Annotated in this window: 17 protein-coding genes and 1 pseudogene; 5 read left to right on the top strand and 13 right to left on the bottom strand. The window is 69.6% G+C overall.

The window, feature by feature from the left end; genetic code table 11:
* Nucleotides 1–18: 18 nt before the first annotated feature.
* The 6 genes from ACIQD6_RS27025 to ACIQD6_RS27000 all read right to left on the bottom strand — a co-directional run bounded on the left by ACIQD6_RS27025 (nt 19) and on the right by ACIQD6_RS27000 (nt 6,992).
* Nucleotides 19–861, bottom strand: coding sequence for an amino acid ABC transporter ATP-binding protein (locus ACIQD6_RS27025; RefSeq protein ID WP_401886920.1), 843 nt, complete (start codon nt 859–861; stop codon nt 19–21).
* 5 nt (nt 862–866) lie between these two features.
* Nucleotides 867–1,652, bottom strand: coding sequence for an amino acid ABC transporter permease (locus tag ACIQD6_RS27020; protein ID WP_401886917.1), 786 nt, complete (start codon nt 1,650–1,652; stop codon nt 867–869).
* Between the two features lie 14 nt (nt 1,653–1,666).
* Nucleotides 1,667–2,470 (bottom strand): ABC transporter substrate-binding protein, encoded by an 804-nt coding sequence (locus tag ACIQD6_RS27015; protein ID WP_401886914.1) that lies wholly within the window; start codon nt 2,468–2,470, stop codon nt 1,667–1,669.
* A 218-nt stretch (nt 2,471–2,688) separates the two neighbouring features.
* Nucleotides 2,689–4,470: an ABC transporter ATP-binding protein gene (locus ACIQD6_RS27010; protein ID WP_401886911.1), complete on the bottom strand. Its 1,782-nt coding sequence runs from the start codon at nt 4,468–4,470 to the stop codon at nt 2,689–2,691.
* Nucleotides 4,467–6,344, bottom strand: coding sequence for an ABC transporter transmembrane domain-containing protein (locus ACIQD6_RS27005; RefSeq protein ID WP_401886909.1), 1,878 nt, complete (start codon nt 6,342–6,344; stop codon nt 4,467–4,469). Before ACIQD6_RS27005 ends, ACIQD6_RS27010 begins: the two co-directional genes overlap by 4 nt.
* Nucleotides 6,345–6,548: 204 nt before the next feature.
* Entirely contained in the window at nt 6,549–6,992 is a 444-nt protein-coding gene (locus ACIQD6_RS27000) for a MarR family winged helix-turn-helix transcriptional regulator (RefSeq protein ID WP_401886907.1), read from the bottom strand.
* 126 nt (nt 6,993–7,118) lie between these two features.
* Between ACIQD6_RS27000 and ACIQD6_RS26995 the strand changes: the two genes are divergently transcribed.
* Both ACIQD6_RS26995 and mltG read left to right on the top strand, forming a co-directional pair.
* Nucleotides 7,119–9,104, top strand: coding sequence for an ABC transporter ATP-binding protein (locus ACIQD6_RS26995; protein ID WP_401886903.1), 1,986 nt, complete (start codon nt 7,119–7,121; stop codon nt 9,102–9,104).
* Nucleotides 9,105–9,203: 99 nt separating this feature from the next.
* Entirely contained in the window at nt 9,204–10,049 is an 846-nt protein-coding gene (mltG, locus tag ACIQD6_RS26990) for an endolytic transglycosylase MltG (RefSeq protein WP_401886900.1), read from the top strand.
* Nucleotides 10,050–10,157: 108 nt separating this feature from the next.
* On the opposite strand, the gene ACIQD6_RS26985 is transcribed toward mltG, so the two are convergent.
* The 6 genes from ACIQD6_RS26985 to ACIQD6_RS26960 form a co-directional block, all read right to left on the bottom strand.
* A complete protein-coding gene (locus ACIQD6_RS26985) occupies nt 10,158–11,261 on the bottom strand; it encodes an NAD(P)-binding domain-containing protein (RefSeq protein ID WP_401886897.1) in 1,104 nt (367 codons plus the stop codon).
* A 94-nt stretch (nt 11,262–11,355) separates the two neighbouring features.
* The gene (locus tag ACIQD6_RS26980; RefSeq protein WP_401886895.1) at nt 11,356–12,558 is read right to left on the bottom strand and encodes an LLM class flavin-dependent oxidoreductase; all 1,203 of its coding nucleotides are present in this window, start codon (nt 12,556–12,558) and stop codon (nt 11,356–11,358) included.
* Nucleotides 12,555–13,604 carry an ABC transporter substrate-binding protein gene (locus ACIQD6_RS26975; RefSeq protein ID WP_401886892.1) on the bottom strand — a complete coding sequence of 350 codons (1,050 nt, stop codon included), beginning with the start codon at nt 13,602–13,604 and terminating at the stop codon, nt 12,555–12,557. The genes ACIQD6_RS26980 and ACIQD6_RS26975 overlap by 4 nt, the downstream gene beginning before the upstream one ends.
* A gap of 50 nt (nt 13,605–13,654) precedes the next feature.
* Nucleotides 13,655–14,422 carry an ABC transporter ATP-binding protein gene (locus ACIQD6_RS26970; protein ID WP_401886859.1) on the bottom strand — a complete coding sequence of 256 codons (768 nt, stop codon included), beginning with the start codon at nt 14,420–14,422 and terminating at the stop codon, nt 13,655–13,657.
* Complete coding sequence (locus tag ACIQD6_RS26965) at nt 14,395–15,261, bottom strand: ABC transporter permease (RefSeq protein WP_401886848.1); 867 nt, start codon at nt 15,259–15,261, stop codon at nt 14,395–14,397. The genes ACIQD6_RS26970 and ACIQD6_RS26965 overlap by 28 nt, the downstream gene beginning before the upstream one ends.
* Before the next feature lie 181 nt (nt 15,262–15,442).
* Nucleotides 15,443–15,526 carry a putative leader peptide gene (locus tag ACIQD6_RS26960; protein WP_349817350.1) on the bottom strand — a complete coding sequence of 28 codons (84 nt, stop codon included), beginning with the start codon at nt 15,524–15,526 and terminating at the stop codon, nt 15,443–15,445.
* 93 nt (nt 15,527–15,619) lie between these two features.
* Between ACIQD6_RS26960 and ACIQD6_RS26955 the strand changes: the two genes are divergently transcribed.
* The 3 genes and pseudogenes from ACIQD6_RS26955 to ACIQD6_RS26945 all read left to right on the top strand — a co-directional run bounded on the left by ACIQD6_RS26955 (nt 15,620) and on the right by ACIQD6_RS26945 (nt 17,373).
* Nucleotides 15,620–16,042, top strand: a complete 423-nt coding sequence (locus ACIQD6_RS26955) for a secondary thiamine-phosphate synthase enzyme YjbQ (protein WP_401886845.1) — start codon at nt 15,620–15,622, stop codon at nt 16,040–16,042.
* A gap of 96 nt (nt 16,043–16,138) precedes the next feature.
* Nucleotides 16,139–16,372: pseudogene (locus tag ACIQD6_RS26950) on the top strand (PadR family transcriptional regulator); the annotation flags it as partial.
* 20 nt (nt 16,373–16,392) lie between these two features.
* Nucleotides 16,393–17,373 (top strand): NADPH:quinone reductase, encoded by a 981-nt coding sequence (locus ACIQD6_RS26945; RefSeq protein ID WP_401886844.1) that lies wholly within the window; start codon nt 16,393–16,395, stop codon nt 17,371–17,373.
* A gap of 54 nt (nt 17,374–17,427) precedes the next feature.
* Here the strand turns inward: ACIQD6_RS26945 and ACIQD6_RS26940 are convergent, their stop codons facing one another.
* Nucleotides 17,428–18,081 (bottom strand): DedA family protein, encoded by a 654-nt coding sequence (locus ACIQD6_RS26940; RefSeq protein WP_401886842.1) that lies wholly within the window; start codon nt 18,079–18,081, stop codon nt 17,428–17,430.
* Between the last annotated feature and the right edge of the window lie 305 nt (nt 18,082–18,386).

Raw genomic sequence — 18,386 nt, 5'->3', positions numbered from 1 at the left:
GGACCGCCGCTTCGAGGGCTACGTCGAGGTTCCCCCGGGTGGCGTGGGAGCGGCCTCCGGAGCCGTCCCTTCGCCGAGCCCCGCGGTGGCGGGGTTGAGCACGCGCGACAGGAAGGACCGAGTACGGGCGTGGCTGGGCGCGCCGATCACCCGCGCCGGTGTGCCCTGCTCGACGATGACCCCGCCGTCCATGAAGACGACCTGGTCCGCCACCTCCCTGGCGAAACTCATCTCATGCGTGACGACGAGCATCGTCATTCCCTCGTCGGCGAGTGAGCGGATCACGGCGAGGACATCCCCGACCAGTTCCGGGTCGAGCGCGGAGGTCGGCTCGTCGAAGAGCATCAGCTCCGGGTCCATGGCCAGCGCCCGCGCGATGGCGACCCGCTGCTGCTGACCGCCGGACAACTGCGCCGGATAAGCGGACTCCTTGCCGGTCAGGCCCACCCGGGCCAGCCGGTCGCGGGCGATCCGTGTCGCCTCCGCCTTGCCGCGGCCGAGGACTCGGCGTTGCGGAAGCGTCAGGTTCTGCACTGCGGTGAGGTGCGGGAAGAGGTTGAACGACTGGAAGACCATGCCGATCCGCCGACGCACCTGGTCGATGTCCACATCCGGGTCGGTGACCTCGGTGCCGGCTACTTCGACCGTCCCCGAGGTCGGTTCCTCCAGCCGGTTCACACAGCGCAGCAGTGTGGACTTGCCCGAGCCGGACGGCCCGATGACGCATACGACCTCGCCGCGGGCGACCGTGAAGTCGATGCCCGCGAGCACCTCCACCGCACCGAACGACTTGTGCAGGCCCCGCACTTCGATCGCGGGTGTGTCCGCCGCCGCGCCGTCCGTCGTAGGAGCTGTCGTCACCGCTCTCACCTCGCCCTCGCCGTACGTGCTTCGAGCCGCCGGACCAGATGACCGAGCGGCAGGGTAATGACCAGATAGCAGAGTCCGGCGATGAGAATCGGCGTCAGGCTGCGATTCTGGTTCAGCGCGTCCCGGCCGAATTTGGCCAGCTCGTACTGGGAGAGCGAGAGGCCCAGCAGATACACCAGGGACGAGTCCTTCGTCAGCAGGATCAATTCGTTGGTGAGCGGTGGCAGCACGATGCGCAGCGCCTGCGGAATGACGATGGACACCATGGCCCGGCCCTGCGACATACCGAGCGAACGCGCCGCCTCCGTCTGCCCCTTGGGTACCGCCTGAATTCCCGCCCGCATCGTCTCCGCGATATAGGCGGCGCCGACGAGACCGAGGGCCAGCATCACGGTCACGTACTGGTTGAGCGCCACCTGGAAGGCGAGCGGGACACCGAAACCAAGAGCGATGAAGACCAGCAGAGCGGGAACGCCGCGGAAGAACTCGATATAGGCGACGGCCAGCCAGCGGTACGGCGGGACCTGCGACAGCCGCATCAGCGCGAGGAGGAGACCCAGAGTCAGCCCGAAGCCGAAACCGAGCAGGGTGTAGATGACGGTGTTGACGAGGGCGGTCGTGATGATGCCGGGGAACTGGGCCTTGGCCACGCCGACATCGAAGAACGCCCGGCGTATCTCACCCCAGTCGGCGGCCAGTGCGAGGACAAGCAACACGGCGGCCAGCACGGCGTACTGGACACCACGTATGACACGGGTTCGTTGTCGACGGTTCATGGACATCGGTGGTCAACGCCTCACTTCTTCGGAGCGGCGGGGAACCACTTCGTGTAGATGCGGTCGTAACGGCCGTCGTCCCGGGCCTTCTTGATCACCCCGTCGATTTTCTTGCGCAAGGCGTCATTCCCCGTACGCACCCCGAAGCCGTACTTCTCGCCCGTCTCGAACTCGGCGGTGACCTCGGTGTCCGGGTTTTTCCGTACGTACTCGAACAGCACGCCGTTGTCATTGACGGCGGCGTCCACCTGACCGGTTTTCACGGCCGTGAGCAGCAGCGCCACATCCTCGAACTGTACGGTCGTCACCCCCGGGGCGTTCTTCTGCGCGTACGTCTCACCCGTGGTGCCCTGCTGGACCCCGAGCTTCTTCCCCTTGAGGCTCGCCAGCGATGTGAAGGAAGAGCCCTTCTTGGCGACCAGAGCCTGGGTGGCATCGAAATAGGGGGCGGAGAAGTCCAGATTCTTCTCCCGTACCGGCGTGATCGTCATGCCCGCCGCGGCCAGGTCGCACTTCCCGGCGTTGAGATCCTCGCCGGTCTGAATCCCCTCGAAGGGTGTGTCCACGATCTCCTGTGTGACCTTCAGTTCCTTGGCGACCAGATCCACGAGGTCCACGTCGAAACCGACGATGGCGTTGCCCTTGCGTACCTGGAACGGTTCGTACGGCAGATGCGTGCAGGTCGTGAGCTTGCCTGAGTTCACGAGCTCCACTTCCGAGCCGCCGGACGCGGAGGGCTTCGTGCTCGTACAGCCCGACAGCACGACGAGTGCGGCGGCGGTGGCGGTGGTGACTAGAGTGAGTGGCGTGGAACGAGCGGGCACGGTGCCTCCGTGGTGCATTTCGGCCAATGGCTCGACCTGGTCGGCGAGTTGAGTCGATCTTGCCATCGGAGATGCCGGATGTCTCGGGTGCGACGGCTCCCGCCCGGGCCCCGCGCACGCCGCGCCCTGACGTCAGCGCGAACTCGCGGATTGAGACCGCCCCCAAATTGCCGGTCGGTCCGAGGACGCGGATCCGCACCCCACGCTCGCAGGTCCCGTCACCCGTGCCAGGACCGCCACAGCGCCGCGTACGCGCCGTCCGCCGCCACCAGTTCGTCGTGGCTGCCCAATTCGCTGATCCGGCCCTCCTCCACCACCGCGATCACATCCGCGTCGTGCGCGGTGTGCAGCCGGTGGGCGATCGCCACGACCGTACGGCCGTCCAGGACCCGGGCCAGCGAGCGCTCCAGGTGCCGGGCCGCGCGCGGGTCCAGCAGCGAGGTCGCCTCGTCCAGCACCAGGGTGTGCGGGTCCGCCAGCACCAGCCGGGCCAGCGCGATCTGCTGGGCCTGCGCCGGAGTCAGGGCGACGCCACCGGATCCGACCACGGTGTCCAGGCCCTCCTCCAGCGCCCGTGCCCAGCTGTCCGCGTCGACCGCGCCGAGAGCCGCCCACAGTTCGGCGTCCCGCGCGCCCGTGCGGGCGAGCAGCAGGTTGTCGCGCAACGAGCCCACGAACACGTGGTGTTCCTGGTTGACCAGGGCGACATGCTCCCGTACCCGCTCGGCGGGCATCCGGGACAACTCGGCCGCGCCCAGGGTGACACGTCCCTGGCGAGGACCGTAGATCCCCGCGAGCAGCCGCCCCAGGGTCGACTTCCCGGCGCCCGAGGGGCCGACCAGGGCGAGCCGTGTGCCGGGGCTGACGTCCAGCGTCACCCGGTGCAGTACGTCGACGCCCTCCCGGTAACCGAAGTGCACCTGATGGGCACTGACGTCCCGGCCCTCCGGTACGACCGACTCGTCGCCCTCGGCCGGCTCGATGTCACGCACCCCGACGAGACGGGCGATGGACACCTGGGCGACCTGGAGCTCGTCGTACCAGCGCAGGATGAGGCCGACCGGGTCCACCAGCATCTGGGCGAACAGCGCGCCGGTCGTCAGCTGGCCGACGGAGATCCAGCCCTGGAGGACGAAGGACCCGCCGAGCACCAGCACGGCCAGGAAGATCGTGACATGGGTGAGGTTGATGACGGGGAAGAGCACCGACCGCAGCCAGAGCGTGTACCGCTCCCACGCGGTCCACTCCTTGATCCGCTGTTCCGACATCCCCACCCGGCGCCCGCCGAGGCGGTGCGCCTCCACGGTCCGGCCGGCGTCGATCGTCTCGGCGAGCATGGCCGCGACGGCCGCGTATCCGGCGGCCTCCGAGCGGTACGCGGCGGGCGCCCGCTTGAAGTACCAGCGGCAGCCGACGATCAGCAGGGGCAGTGCCAGCAGCACCGCGAGCGCCAGCGGTGGCGCGGTCACGGTCATGGCGCCCAGCAGGAGCACCACCCATACGATGCCGATCGCCAGCTGTGGTACGGCCTCACGCATGGCGTTGGCCAGCCGGTCGACATCGGTGGTGATCCGGGACAGCAGATCGCCGGTGCCCGCCCGTTCCAGCACGCCGGGCGGCAGCCCGACGGCCCTGACGAGGAAGTCCTCGCGCAGATCCGCGAGCATCTCCTCGCCGAGCATCGCGCCCCGCAGCCGTACCAACCGGACGAACACGGTCTGGACGACCAGCGCGATCGCGAACAGCGCGACGGTGCGCTCCAGATGCAGGTCGCGCGCCCCTTCGGCGAGGTCCTCGACGATGCTGCCGAGGAGGTACGGCCCGATCATCGAGGCGATCACGGAGACGGCGTTGACGGTGACCAGCAGGACGAACGCCTTGCGGTGCCGGCTCAGCAGCTCGCTCACATAGGCCCGTACGGTCCCCGGGGTGCCGACGGGCAGGGTCGTCGCCGACTCCGGGGCCGCCGGGTCGTAGGCCGGTGGCGCGACGCCGATCATGCTGATTCCTCTATCTCTTCCGGTGCCCGCAGTGCCGCCGGGGACATCAACTGTTCCTGCTCGGCCGGGTGTTGCCCATCGGTGGGGCGTTCCGGCCCGGTGAGGTGTTCCGGCCCGGTGGGGCCCTCCTCCTCGGTCTCGCGGGTGACGACCGCGCGGTAGCCGGGGTCGTTCCGTATCAGCTCGCAGTGGAGACCCACCGCCGCGACCTCGCCCGCGCGGATGAACACCACGCGGTCCGCGTGGTCCAACAGCAGCGGTGAGGAGGCGAACACCACCGTCGTACGGCCGGCCCGCAGCGCCTTCACGCTCTGCGCGATCCGTGCCTCCGTGTGTGAGTCCACGGCGGACGTCGGCTCGTCGAGCACCAGCACCTCCGGGTCGGTGACCAGCGAACGGGCCAGCGCCAGCCGCTGCCGCTGCCCGCCGGACAGCGAGCGGCCCCGCTCGGTGATCCGGGACCCCATCGGATCCCCGCTGCCGTCCACCGACGCCTGGGCCAGCGCGTCGAGAACGTCCCCGCACTGGGCGGCGGCGAGCGCCTTCTCCGGGTCGACCGCGCCGGAGGCCGGTACGTCGAGCAACTCGGTGAGCGTCCCGGACAGCAGAACCGGATCCTTGTCCTGTACGAGCACGCTCGCCCGCGCGGATTCCAGCGGCAGATCGTCCAGCGCCACCCCGCCGAGCAGCACGGACGGGCTCTTCTCCTCCTCGGCCGCATGGCCGCCCAGGCGCTCGGCGAGCCGGCCCGCCACGTCCGGATCCCCGCACACCACCGCGGTCAGCAGCCCGGACGGGACGAGCAGTCCGGTGGCGGGGTCGTACAGATCCCCGACCGGCCGGGCGTCGTCCAGACCGCCGCGCTCGTCCTCGAACGCGGTCCGCTCCAGCGACAGCACCCGGGCCGCGCGCTTGGCGGAGGGCCGGGAGAAGGAGTACGCCATGGCGATCTCCTCCACGTGGTGCAGAGGAAAGAGCAGCAGGGTGACGGAGCTGTAGAAGGTCACCAGCGCGCCGGCGCCGATGCGTCCGTCCAGGGCGAGTTGGGCCCCGTGCCAGACGACCGTGATCAGCAGCACGCCCGGCAGCAGCACCTGGATCGCCGAGATCAGCGACCACATACGGGCGCTGCGTACGGCGGCCTCCCGCACCTCCTGCGAGGCGGCGCGGTAGCGGCTGAGGAAGAGCTCCTCACCGCCGATGCCACGCAGTACGCGCAGTCCCGCGACGGTGTCGGAGGCGAGTTCGGTGGCCTTGCCGGCCTTCTCGCGCTGGACGTCGGCCCGTTGGGTGGCGCGGGGGAGCAACGGCAGTACGGCGAGGGCGAGTACGGGTACGCCGAGCGCGACCAGCATGCCGAGCGACGGCAGGTAGAGCACCAGGCCGACACAGATCAGCACGATCGCGATGACCGAGGCCAGGAAGCGCGAGAGCGCCTCCACGAACCAGCCGATCTTCTCGACATCGCCGGTGGAGACCGCGACGACCTCACCGGCGGCGACCCGGCGGGTCAGCGCGGAGCCCAGCTCGGCGGTCTTACGGGCCAGCAGCTGCTGGACGCGTGAGGCGGCGGTGATCCAGTTGGTTATGGCGGCGCGGTGCAGCATCGTGTCGCCGACGGCGATGGCGGCGCCGACCAGGGCGATCAGACCGCCGGCGAACGCGAGCCGGGCGCCGGAGCGGTCGATGACCGCCTGGACGGCGAGCCCCGCGCCGACCGGCAGCCCGGCGACGCCCGCGTGGTGCAGCAGGCCCCAGAACAGGGACTTGAGCTGTCCGCCCAGCTGATTGCGCCCCAGCCACAGCAGGAGCCGAGGGCCTGACCGGGCATCGGCAACCCCTGGATCGGGATAGGGAAGGTCGCGAATCTGCATGATGTCCCATGGCTCGTGGAGTGACTCGTGGAGTGGCGAAAACCGTCCAAGGTTCGCGCTCCTGGAGTGGCCTGGGCAATCGGTTTTCCGCGATACGAGCCGGATCGAGCCAGCGGGTGGGCTTCCGAAGCCGACCGGAATCACCCGGACGGCGGCCGGGGCGGGCGGGTAATACGGAGGCCGGGAAGGCCGCGGTGCGACGGCTCAGCAGCGCCGCTCAGGACCCCCGTCGACCAGCGTCGAGAGCAGACCGCCGAGCACCTCGCGCTGCTCGGCGGTCAGCGGAGCCAGCACGTCCTCCGCGGCGGAGCGCCGCGCGCCGCGCAACGAATTCAGCGTGGCCCTGCCGGTGTCGGTGAGCTCGATACGCACCACCCGGCGGTTGGTCGGATCGGGCACACGCCGCACCCAGCCGCTCCCCTCCAGCCCGTCGACGAGGGTGGTCACCGCGCGCGGTACGACTTCGAGGCGCTCCGCCAGATCGGCCATGCGCGGCGGCTGATCGTAGAACGCGACGGTACGCAGCAGCCGGGCCTGCGCCGGAGTGATACCGATCGGCTCCAACTGCAGCTTCTGGATGCGGTGGATCCGTCGGGTCAGCCGCAGCAACTGCTCGGCGAGCATGCCATCGGCGTCGGGGGTGGTCATGCGGGAATAATATCAGGACAAGGGTCATTGTGAACATAGGTAACAGTGAGCTATGCTCTGCAAGGAATCGAGTGTTACCGCAGCTCAGTGGCTGCGCCGACGCTTCCTCACCCCTCGAAGGAGCTCATGAAGCCCGGACTATCCACCTGGACACCCTCGCCCCGTCCCGACCACCCGGGGCAGCCGGAGCCGCCCGCCCAGTTGCGGCGCATCTTCCGGCTCTTCCGCCCCTACCGCGGCCGGCTCGCGATCGTCGGACTGCTCGTCGCCGCCTCGTCGCTGGTCTCGGTCGCCTCGCCGTTCATGCTCCGCGAGATCCTCGACACCGCGATCCCGCAGGGCCGTACGGGGCTGCTCAGCCTGCTGGCCCTCGGTATGATCCTCACCGCCGTCGTCACCAGCATCTTCGGCGTGCTCCAGACCCTGATCTCGACGACGGTCGGCCAACGGGTCATGCACGATCTGCGTACGGGCGTCTACGCGCAGCTCCAGCGCATGCCGCTCGCCTTCTTCACCAGGACCAGGACCGGCGAGGTCCAGTCCCGCATCGCCAATGACATCGGGGGCATGCAGGCGACCGTCACCTCCACAGCGACGTCCCTGGTCTCCAACCTCACGGCCGTCGTGGCCTCGGTGGTGGCGATGCTCGCGCTGGACTGGCGGCTCACCGCCGTCTCGATGGCCCTGCTGCCGGTGTTCGTCTGGATCAGCCGCAGGGTCGGCCGCGAGCGCAAGAGGATCACCACGGAGCGGCAGCGGCAGATGGCCACGATGGCCGCCACCGTCACCGAATCGCTCTCGGTGAGTGGCATCCTCCTCGGCCGGACGATGGGGCGCGCCGACTCCCTCACCACGTCCTTCTCCGACGAGTCGGAGCGGCTGGTCGACCTCGAAGTGCGTTCCAACATGGCGGGCCGCTGGCGCATGTCGACCATCGGGATCGTCATGGCCGCCATGCCCGCCGTCATCTACTGGGCCGCGGGCATCGCGATGCACGGCGCCGGCAGCGCCGTCTCCATCGGCACCCTCGTCGCGTTCGTCTCGCTCCAGCAGGGCCTCTTCCGGCCCGCCGTGAGCCTCCTGTCCACCGGAGTGGACATGCAGACCTCGCTCGCCCTCTTCCAGCGCATCTTCGAATACCTGGACCTGCCCGTCGACATCACCGAGCCGGAGCGGCCGGTCAGGATCGACAAGGTCCGAGGCGAAGTGCGGTTCGACGGCGTCGACTTCAGCTATGACGGCAAGAGCGACAAGGGCAACAAGAGCGACGAGGGCAACAAGAGCGACGAGAGCGGCGAGGGCAACAAGGGCGACACGGACAGTGCGGGCAGGAAGACGCTCAGCGGCATCGAGTTGACGGTCCCGTCCGGCGGCAGCCTCGCCGTGGTCGGCCCCACGGGCTCCGGCAAGTCGACGCTCAGCTATCTGGTGCCCAGACTGTACGACGTGACCGGCGGCCGCGTCCTGCTCGACGGTGTCGACGTGCGCGATCTCGACTTCGACACCCTCGCCCGCGCGGTCGGCGTCGTGTCCCAGGAGACGTACCTCTTCCACGCCTCCGTCGCGGAGAATCTGCGTTTCGCCAAGCCGGAGGCGACGGACGAGGAGATCGAGACGGCCGCCAGGGCCGCCCAGATCCATGACCACATCGCCTCGCTCCCCGACGGCTACGACACCCTGGTCGGTGAGCGCGGATACCGCTTCTCCGGCGGTGAGAAGCAGCGTCTGGCGATCGCCCGCACCATCCTGCGCGACCCGCCGGTGCTGATCCTGGACGAGGCGACCAGTGCGCTGGACACCCGTACGGAACACGCGGTGCAGGAGGCCATCGACGCGCTCTCCGAGGGACGTACGACCATCACCATCGCGCACCGCCTCTCGACCGTCAGGGACGCCGACCAGATCGTGGTGCTCGACGCGGGCCGTGTCGCCGAGCGGGGCACCCATGACGAACTGCTCCGGCAGGACGGCCGCTATGCCGCGCTGGTCCGCAGGGACAGCAGGCCGGCCCACCACGTCGACATCGATGCCGACGGTCCGGGCGCCGAGGCCGACGTCACCGTGGACGCGGGGGCGGTACGGGACGAGAACATGGCGCCGGTCGCGCGCTGACCGACCGGCCGTCTGCCGCGCGTCTGCCGTCCGTATGTCATTCGTGTTGTCGCACCGCAGATGCCGGGATCGGTGATCACTCCGGGTTAGCGTGCCCGCATGATGAACGAGCCTCCAGGCGTACGGCCCGGTCGGCGCCCCCGTCTGACCCGCCGTGGGCGGGTGGTCCTGCTGGTGACCGCGGTTCTCGTCGCGGCGGCCGTCGTGCTGGTGCCCGTACTCCTGCTGACCGGGGAGAGCGACAACGAGGAGAAGCCGTCGACCCTGGTCGTCCCGGAAGGCCGGCGGGCGACTCAGGTGTACGCCTCCATCGACCAGGCCCTGAGGAAGCCTTCGGGTACCGCCCGCAGGGCCGTGGCCACCGCGCATCTCGCCCTGCCGCGGGCCGCGCGAGGCAACCCCGAGGGTTATCTGTTCCCCGCCACGTACCCGGTCGACTCCTCGACCACCCCGGCGAGTCTGCTCAGCCATATGGTCAACACCGCGAACCAGCGGTTCGGGGGCGAGCGCGTCAGCGCCGGGGCCCGGCCCGAGGGTGTGACGGGCTATCAGACGGTCACCATCGCCAGCATCGTGCAGGCCGAGGCCGCGACGGCGGACGACATGGCCAAGGTCGCGAGGGTCGTGCACAACCGGCTCGACCTGGGCATGCCGCTCCAGATGGACTCGACCCTCAACTACGCGCTGAACCGCTCCACATTGGACACCACCCTCCACGACACCAAGACCGACAGCCCGTACAACACCTATGAGCGCAAAGGCCTGCCGCCCACGCCGATCGGGAACCCGGGGGAGGAGGCCATGAACGCGGCCGTCAATCCCTCGCGCGGAGACTGGCTGTACTTCGTGACCGTGAAGTCCGGTGACACCCGCTTCACGAACAAGTACGCCGAACACCGCAAGAACGTCGAGGAGTTCAACCGGAACCGCAGGAACGCGGGTTGAGGCGAACGTACGCCGACCGGCCTCGGCCCCCGACCGGCTCCGGGCCCACCGGTGCCGGACCCGATCGACACGAACATGGCCTGAGCCGCCGGCCCGCCTCAACCACCCTCAGACGGAAGCCGGTTCGCGTCCCAGCAGCCGCCTGATGTCGCGTACGGCCGCGCGCCCGGCCCGGTTGGCGCCGATCGTGGAGGCCGAAGGCCCGTACCCGACCAGATGGATACGTTCGTCCCGTACCGCACGCGTCTCCTCGACGCGGATGCCGCCGCCCCGCTCCCGAAGTCCCATCGGCGCCAGATGGTCGACGGCCGGCCGGAATCCCGTCGCCCAGAGGATCACATCCGCCGCGACCGTCCGCCCGTCGTCCCAGGCCACGCCGTCCGGCGTGATCCGGTCGAACATCGGCAGCCGGTCCAGAACGCCCTTCTCGCGGGCCCGTACGATCGCCTCGTTCACCGGCAGCCCGGTCACCGACACCACGCTCAGGGGCGGCAGCCCGAGCCGTACCCGTTCGTCGACGAGTGCGACGGCCGCCCGCCCCCGCTCCTCGCTGAACGGCCCCTCGCGGTAGACGGGCGGCCGGCGCGTCACCCAGGTGGTGTCGGCCGCCACCTCCGCGATCTCCATCAGATGCTGTGTACCCGAGGCGCCGCCGCCCACCACGACCACCCGCAGTCCGGCGAACTCCTCCGGGCCCGGATAGTTCGCGGTGTGCAACTGGCGGCCCCGGAAGGTCTCCTGGCCGGGATAGCGCGGCCAGAAGGGCCGGTCCCACGTTCCGGTGGCATTGATCAGCGCCCGCGCGGACCAGGTCCCCTCGGACGTCTCGACCAGCAGCCGCCCGCCGTCGCCCTCGCGTACGGCCGAGACATCGACGGGCCGGTGGACGTGGAGGCCGAACCGCCGCTCGTACGCGGTGAAGTACGCGCCGATCACCTCGGAGGAGGGGCGGCTGTCGTCGGCCGTCCCGGTCGTCAGCTCCATACCGGGAAGCGCGTGCATGCCGTGGACCTTGCCGTACGTCAGCGAGGGCCAGCGGAACTGCCAGGCACCGCCCGGCCGCGCGGCGTGGTCGAGGACCACGAAGTCCCGGTCGGGTTCGAGCCCGTGCCGCCGCAGGTGGTAGGCCCCGGACAGACCGGCCTGCCCGGCGCCGACGACGACCACATCGACCGCTCTGACGTCCTGTTCCCGCTCCCCGAAGTCGTTCACGGTTCTACTAACAGCTCCGTGGCCGGGAATCTTCCCGCCGGGCGGGCCGGAGGGAAGACGGTCACCGACCCCCGCGGGCGACCTGCCGGCACGCTCACCGGCCCCCGGCGAGCAGCAGCGGGGCGCCGCCGGATGCCGACAGGCCGTCCGCCGAGGGGGTGCCCGGCCGCGGGGACTCCGGGATCTCCGCGAGCAGCCCGCGCGCCGCCAGCTGAGGGGTCACGCCCTCGCCGAACCAGTACGCCTCCTCCAGGTGCGGATAGCCGGAGAGTACGAAGTGCTCGATCCCCAGCGCGTGGTACTCCTCGATCCGGTCCGCGACATCGCTGTGGCTGCCGACCAGCGCGGTGCCCGCACCACCCCGTACCAGACCGACGCCCGCCCACAGGTTGGGCGAGATCTCCAACGTGTCGCGGGAGCCGCCGTGCAGGGCGAGCATCCGCTGCTGTCCCACCGACTCGCTCTTGCCCAGGGCCTGTTGGGCCGCCGCGACCGTCTCCGGATCGAGATCGCCCAGCAGCCGGTTCGCCGTCGCCCATGCCTCCCCGGCGGAGTCCCGCGAGATGGTGTGCAGCCGGATGCCGAAGCGGACCTCACGGCCCCGCTCCTCGGCGAGCCCCCGGATCCAGTCGATCTTCTCCTTCACCTGGGCCGGGGGTTCGCCCCAGGTCAGATACACATCCGCGTGCTCGGCGGCGACCGGTCCGGCCGCCGCCGACGAGCCGCCGAAGAAGATCTCCGGCAGCGGGTCGGGCGGCTGCGCGGTCAGTCCGCCGTTCACCTGGTAGTGCTCACCGTCGAAGTCGTAAGGACGCCCGCGCCAGGCACCCCTGACCACCGAGAGGAACTCCGCGGTCCGGGCGTAGCGCTGGTCGTGGTCGAGGTGGTCGCCGAAGCGCCGCTGCTCGGTCGAGTCGCCGCCGGTCACCACGTTGAGCAGCAGCCTGCCGCGGGAGATCCGCTGATACGTGGCCGCCATCTGCGCGGCCAGGACCGGTGAGATCAGGCCCGGCCGGAAGGCCACCAGGAACTTCAGCCGCTCGGTCTGCTGGGCGAGCGCCATCGTCGTCAGCCAGGCGTCCTCGCACCAGGTGCCGGTCGGGGTCAGCACCGCTTCGAAGCCCAGATGCTCGGCGGCCTTGGCGATCTGCGCCAGATACTCGATGTCGGGAGGGCGGACTCCGCTCACCGGGGTGATCTCGGAGCGCTTGATGCCTCCGTCCGTGTACGCGTGGCGGTCCACGAGCGTACGTCCGTCGCCTCCGGTCGGCAGAAACCAGTGCAGGTGAACGCTCATCGGGAAGAGGCCTTTCCGTAGCTGCGCGCCGGCGAGGTCGACGGCGGCAGGTTCTTGTTGAAGCGGTCGTCCACGTAGTCGGCGAAGTCGAACCGGCGCGGGATGAGCTTCAGTTCGGCGAAGGTGTCGGCGATCTTCTGCTCGGAGTCCACCGCGGGCTTGTCCAGGGCGACCGGAACCCGGGTGCCATGGCTCAACTTCACCGCGTCCAGGGCCACTTCGTAGGGCAGCCCGGTGTCCTTCGACCAGACCTTCGCCCACTCCTCGGGGTGGTCGTAGACCCAGTCCTGAGCCCGGCGCAGCCGCTGGACGAAGTCGCCGATGGCGGCGGACTTCTTCTTGTTCTCAAGAGCGGCCGGCGCGGCGACCTGGAAGTTGAGACCGTTGACCACACCCCGGCCGTCGGTCAGGGCCCGGCCCTGTCCGCCGTGCAGTACCTGCGAGGTGTACGGGTCCCAGACGGCCCAGGCGTCCACCTGGCCACTGGTGAACGCGGCCAGGGCGTCGGCCGGCTGCAACAGCTTGACCTTGATGTCGTCCAGACCGAGCCCGGCCTTCCTGAGGGACGCGATCAACTGGTAGTGCGCCGAGCTTCCTTGGGCGACCGCGACGGACTTGCCCTTGAGGTCGGAGGCCTTCTTCAGCGGCGAGTCCTTGCGTACGAGGATGGCGTCGCCCCGGGCGTCGCCGTGGGTCGCGGCCACGACCTTGATCTTCGAGCCGGCGCCGGCGGCGAAGACCGGCGGGGTGTTGCCGACGGAACCGACGTCGACGGCCTTGGCGTTGACTGCCTCGAGCAGGGGCGGACCGGAGGAGAAGGTCGACCAGGAGACCTTGTACGGAAGGTCGTCCAGCTCACCCGCGGCTCGCAGGACGGCTTCGGCGCCGCCCTTCTGGTCGCCGACCTTGAGCGTGAGTGAGCCCTTGCCGTCGGTCCTGCCCTGTGAACCACCCGAGCCGCCGGAGTCGTTGGCGGAAGAGGCGCCGGAGCAGGCGGAGAGGAGAAGAGCGAGAGGGAGCAGGGCGGCGGGCAGGAAGCGTTTCATGGGAGCGACTTTCTTGGGGAGCGGGGGTGAGGAGGGGAGGTCCCGGGTTGTCAGGCGGCGGATTCGTGGGCGGCCGGTTCGTCGACGCCCAACTCGGTCAGCAGCCGTGAACGGAGCGCGGCGAAGCCCGGATCGCCGATGGTGCGCGGACGGTCCAGCGCGACCGGCGTCTCGTACGCGATGACACCGTCCCGCATCACCAGCGCCCGGTCCGCCAGCAGCAGCGCCTCGTCCACGTCGTGCGTGACCAGGAGCACCGCGCAGCCGCGCCGCTGCCACAGCTCGGCCACCAACTGCTGCGCCTTGATCCGGGTCAGCGCGTCCAGCGCGCCGAACGGCTCGTCGAGCAGCAGCAGATCCGGTTCCCGTACGAGAGCCCTCGCCAGCGAGGCGCGCTGGGCCTCGCCGCCGGAGAGCGTCTTGGGCCAGGCACCGGACCGGTGGCTCAGCCCGACCTCTTCCAACGCGCTCTCGGCGACGGCCCGTTCGGTCTTTCCTTCCAGGCCGAGCAGCACATTGCGCCAGACCCGCTTCCACGGCATCAGCCGAGGAGCCTGGAACGCGACCGCGCGCCGTTTCGGTACGAGCACCGTGCCCTGGATGTCACGGTCGAGGCCCGCCAGTACCCGCAGCAGTGTCGACTTGCCGCAGCCACTGCGACCGAGCAGCGCGGTGAACTCACCCGGCCGCAGCGTCAGATCGAGGTTGTCGATCACCGGTCGGCCGTCGAAGGCCCGGGTCAGCCCTTCGACCCGTACGGCCAACGCGTCGGAGGAGTCGTGCGATGTGCTCACTGGCCCGTGAAGGTCGGTCGCCATTGCAGCAGCAGCCTTTCGAGAGTACGGACGATGACATCGGCGAGCAGGCCGAGGAAGGCGTAGACGACCAGGCAGACGACGATGACGTCGGTACGGAGGAAGTCCCTGGCCTGGTTCATCAGGAAGCCGATACCGGCGTCGGCGTTGATGGACTCGCCGAACACCAGGGCCAGCCAGGAGGTCGCGAGCGAGTACCGCAGGCCGGTCATCGCGCCGGGCAACGCGCCCGGCAGTACGACATGCCGCACCAGACCCCACCGGCCGAGCCCCAACGACTGCCCCGCCTCGATGAGTTGCTCGTCGACACCGCGGATCCCCGCGTACACGTTGAGATAGAGGTGGAAGGCGACCCCGAGCGCGATGAGCGCGATCTTGGGCGCCTCACCGATACCCAGCCAGATGATGAACAGCGGGATCAGCCCGACCCAGGGCACGGTGCGCAGCATCTGAACGGTCGCGTCGACCAGATCCTCACCGAGCCGGGAGAGGCCGGAGACCAGAGCGAGCGCCACCCCGATCACCCCGCCGAGCAACAGGCCCACGGCGACGCGCTGGAGCGAGATACCGATGGCGGCCGGCAGGGTGCCGTCGGCGATCAGATCCCCCGCGGCCTTGGCGATGGTGCCGGGTGAGGCGAGGATGTCGCGGTGCAGTACGCCGGTCGCGCTCAGCACCTGCCACGTGGCCAGGAGCAGCAGCGGACCGACGGTACGGCGCAGCCACCGGGGGACGGAGCGGCGCCGGGAACCGGCGGGGGAGGACGGGGTGACGGTCTCCAGGGCGGGCGCTTTATCAATGGATATAGGGGATATATCCGGTGGTGCGTGATCGACGGTCATGGGGGCTCCACAGGCGGGAATCGGGCGAAGCGGAAGACGGGGGGAGGAGGGGAGAGACGTGCCTCGACGCCCCCGCGGGGTTGGTGCTACGACGGCACGCGATCAGCGGGGTGCGGCGGAGAGGAACACGCGAAGCTCGGCCGGAAAAGAGAACGACGAGCGATAAAAGGGAAAAAAGAGGTCAGCAGCCGCGGCGACACGCGGCGGACGCCACCCGCAGCAGGTCGATGTGACCGCGCGTGGTGAGCAGAGCTGAACGCAACATGCGGCAGAACGTAGCGAGTGATTCCGGATCCGGTCAATGGCGTCTCGGCAGGCGGACGCGCGATCCCGCGGTCCGGGCGGGCAGGATGGACGTATGTCCGACGCATTCACCACCAGGATCCTGAACATCAGCACCGGCACAGAGGAGACCGTGACCGACCTGACACGCGACTGCGAGCAGTTCCTCAGGGAGAACGCCGCGGGCCGGGACGGCCTGCTGAACATCTTCGTACCGCACGCGACCGCGGGTGTGGCCGTCATCGAGACGGGAGCGGGCAGCGACGACGACCTGCTCGCCGCGCTGCGCACCCTGCTGCCCGCCGACAACCGCTGGCAACACCGACACGGCGCCCCGGGCCACGGCAGGGACCACGTCCTGCCCGCCCTCGTGCCACCGCACGCGACGCTGCCGGTGATCGGGGGACGCCTGGAACTGGGCACCTGGCAGTCCGTCTGTCTGGTCGACACGAACATCGACAATACGAACCGTCAGGTCCGGCTGAGCTTCCTCGGCTAGTTCTGCTTCGGTGGGACTGTAGAAGGGAAGTCCGGCCGCACCACACGAGCAGAGCGCGTAGCTGCTGCATGTGTACGAAGGCGCACCAGCAGGTTCTTCCTCTCGCAGCTGCCCGACGTCACCCAACAGCACGCGGTACTGCGCAGACGCCTGGCGTTCCTGGAGGAGCCGGCGAGCTTCTTCTACGACGGTGACCGGCCCCTGCGCGCCGAGGGGAGGTCGCCGACCCCTATCGGCATGGCTTTCTCCTCACCCGCCCGCGCGACCAGCCGCGCCGAACGCGCCTGGCTCCGCGAAGTCCTGGGCGAGAAAACACCTGAGAATCCCTGAAAGACACCGGAGGTACCGCCATGCTCGCGTCCTGGTACGACCAACAGGGCCCCGCCGCCGACGTCCTGCACGTCGGCGAACTGCCGGATCCCCACCCCGGCCCCGGTGAGGTCCGTGTCCGTGTGACTGTGTCGGGTGTCAACCCTGGCGACACCAAGAAGCGGCGCGGCTGGCTGGGCTCCTCGATGCCGTACCCGAGGGTCATTCCGCACAGTGACGCGGCCGGTGTCATCGACGAGGTGGGTGAGGGAGTCGACACCCACCGCGTGGGACAGCGGGTGTGGGTCCACGGCGCCCAGTCCTACCGGCCCTTCGGCACCGCCGCCCAGTACACCGTCGTACCCGACCAGCAGGCGGTACGGCTCCCGGGCCACCTCGGCGACGAACTGGGCGCGAGCCTGGGCATCCCCGGTATCACCGCCCACCGCGCCGTGTTCGCCGGCGGCCCGGTCGACGGCCGGCTCGTCCTCGTGCACGGTGTGCTCGGCGGTGTCGGCTCCATGGCCGCCCAACTCGCCCACTGGGCAGGCGCCACCGTCATCGGCACCGTCCGCCGGAGCACCGACCTCGGTCGCGTCGACCCGGCCGTCGTCTCCCACGCAGTGGCGCTGGATGTCGGCGACCCGGCGGCCGACATCCGCTCGTACGCGCCCCACGGTGTGCACCGCGTCATCGAGGTGTCCCTGTCGGCCAACGCCGACCTCGACAACGCCGTCACCGCGCTCGATGCCGTCATCGCCGCCTACGGCACCCACGCCGACCGCACCGAACTCCCCTTCTGGCCGTTGCTGTTCAACAACGTCACCCTGCGCCTGCTCGGCAGCGACGACTTCCCCGCCGTGGTCAAACGGCAGGCGGCCCGCGACCTCACCGCGGCGGCCGCGGCCGGCGCCCTCAGTGCTGATGTCGGCGAACGCTTCCCGCTGGAGGACATCGCCAAGGCGCATGACCGGGTCGACGCGGGCGGTCGTGGTCGTGTCCTGGTCACCTTGCCCAGCTGACCAGCGCGTAGTCGATCGCCGCGCTTGACGAGTGTGCGCGTGGGGTGGTTCGTGTCAGGCGGTCTTGTTGGGATCGGCCGTGATCTCGGCAGTGGTGGCGGCGAGTTCCTTCGTCCGGCGTTTCTTGATGGCCTCGTTGACGATCGGGACGATCGAGACCGTCGCGATCACGCCCAGCATGATGAGCAGCATGGTGTCGATGTTGTCGGCCACCCAGGGGATCTGACCGAGCAGTCCGCCGAGGAGGGTCATGCCGGTGGCCCACAGCACGCCGCCGATGGCCGAGTAGATGAAGTACTTCTTCGGGTCCATCCGGCCGACACCGGCGATCAGTGTGATGAGCGTGCGGGCCAGCGGGATGAACCGGGCCAGCACGATCGCGCGGGTACCGTACGTGTCGAAGAACCGCTCGACCTGTTCCACCTGCCCCTTCCGCAGGAGCTTGGCGTTGGGCCGGTCGAACAGCGGCGGCCCGACTTTCGCGCCGATCCAATAGCCGCACATGTTGCCGAGGATCGACGCCACGGTGACCACCAGGCACACGAGCGCGAGATCGGGGCTGATGGCGCCGGTGGCGGCGAGCAGGCCGGCGGTGAACAGCGTCGGGTCGCCGGGCAGAATGACGCCGATCAGCAGTCCGCATTCGGCGAAGATGATGACGAATACGCCGAGCAGTACGAATGGCCCGAACCAATGAAGAATGGCCACGACATCAAACATTGACATCACCTTTTGCTGGGGGGTGGGCCCGCGGTGCGGCGACGCCGATGGCGGGCCGGAAAGGCAGAGAGCTGAGAGACAGAGACATGACGGTGTGCGCCGGATACGCGGCGCCGGCCGCCTGTTCAGCGTCGAACCGGCGTTGTGTCGCGCGACGTGATCCGGATTTCGGTGACCAACGCGGGGGTAGAGGGCGTGCTTAGAAGTCATCTCATTTGGTTCGGTAGGCTCTCGGTCGTGGTTGCGATCGTTGAGCGGCTGGTGCCGGATGAGCTGTGGGAGCTGTTCCAGCG

Source organism: Streptomyces sp. NPDC088400 (assembly GCF_044753355.1).
Classification (GTDB): Bacteria; Actinomycetota; Actinomycetes; order Streptomycetales; family Streptomycetaceae; genus Streptomyces.
Note: the sequence above shows the minus strand (reverse complement) of the source record. Positions and strands in the feature narration are given on the sequence as shown.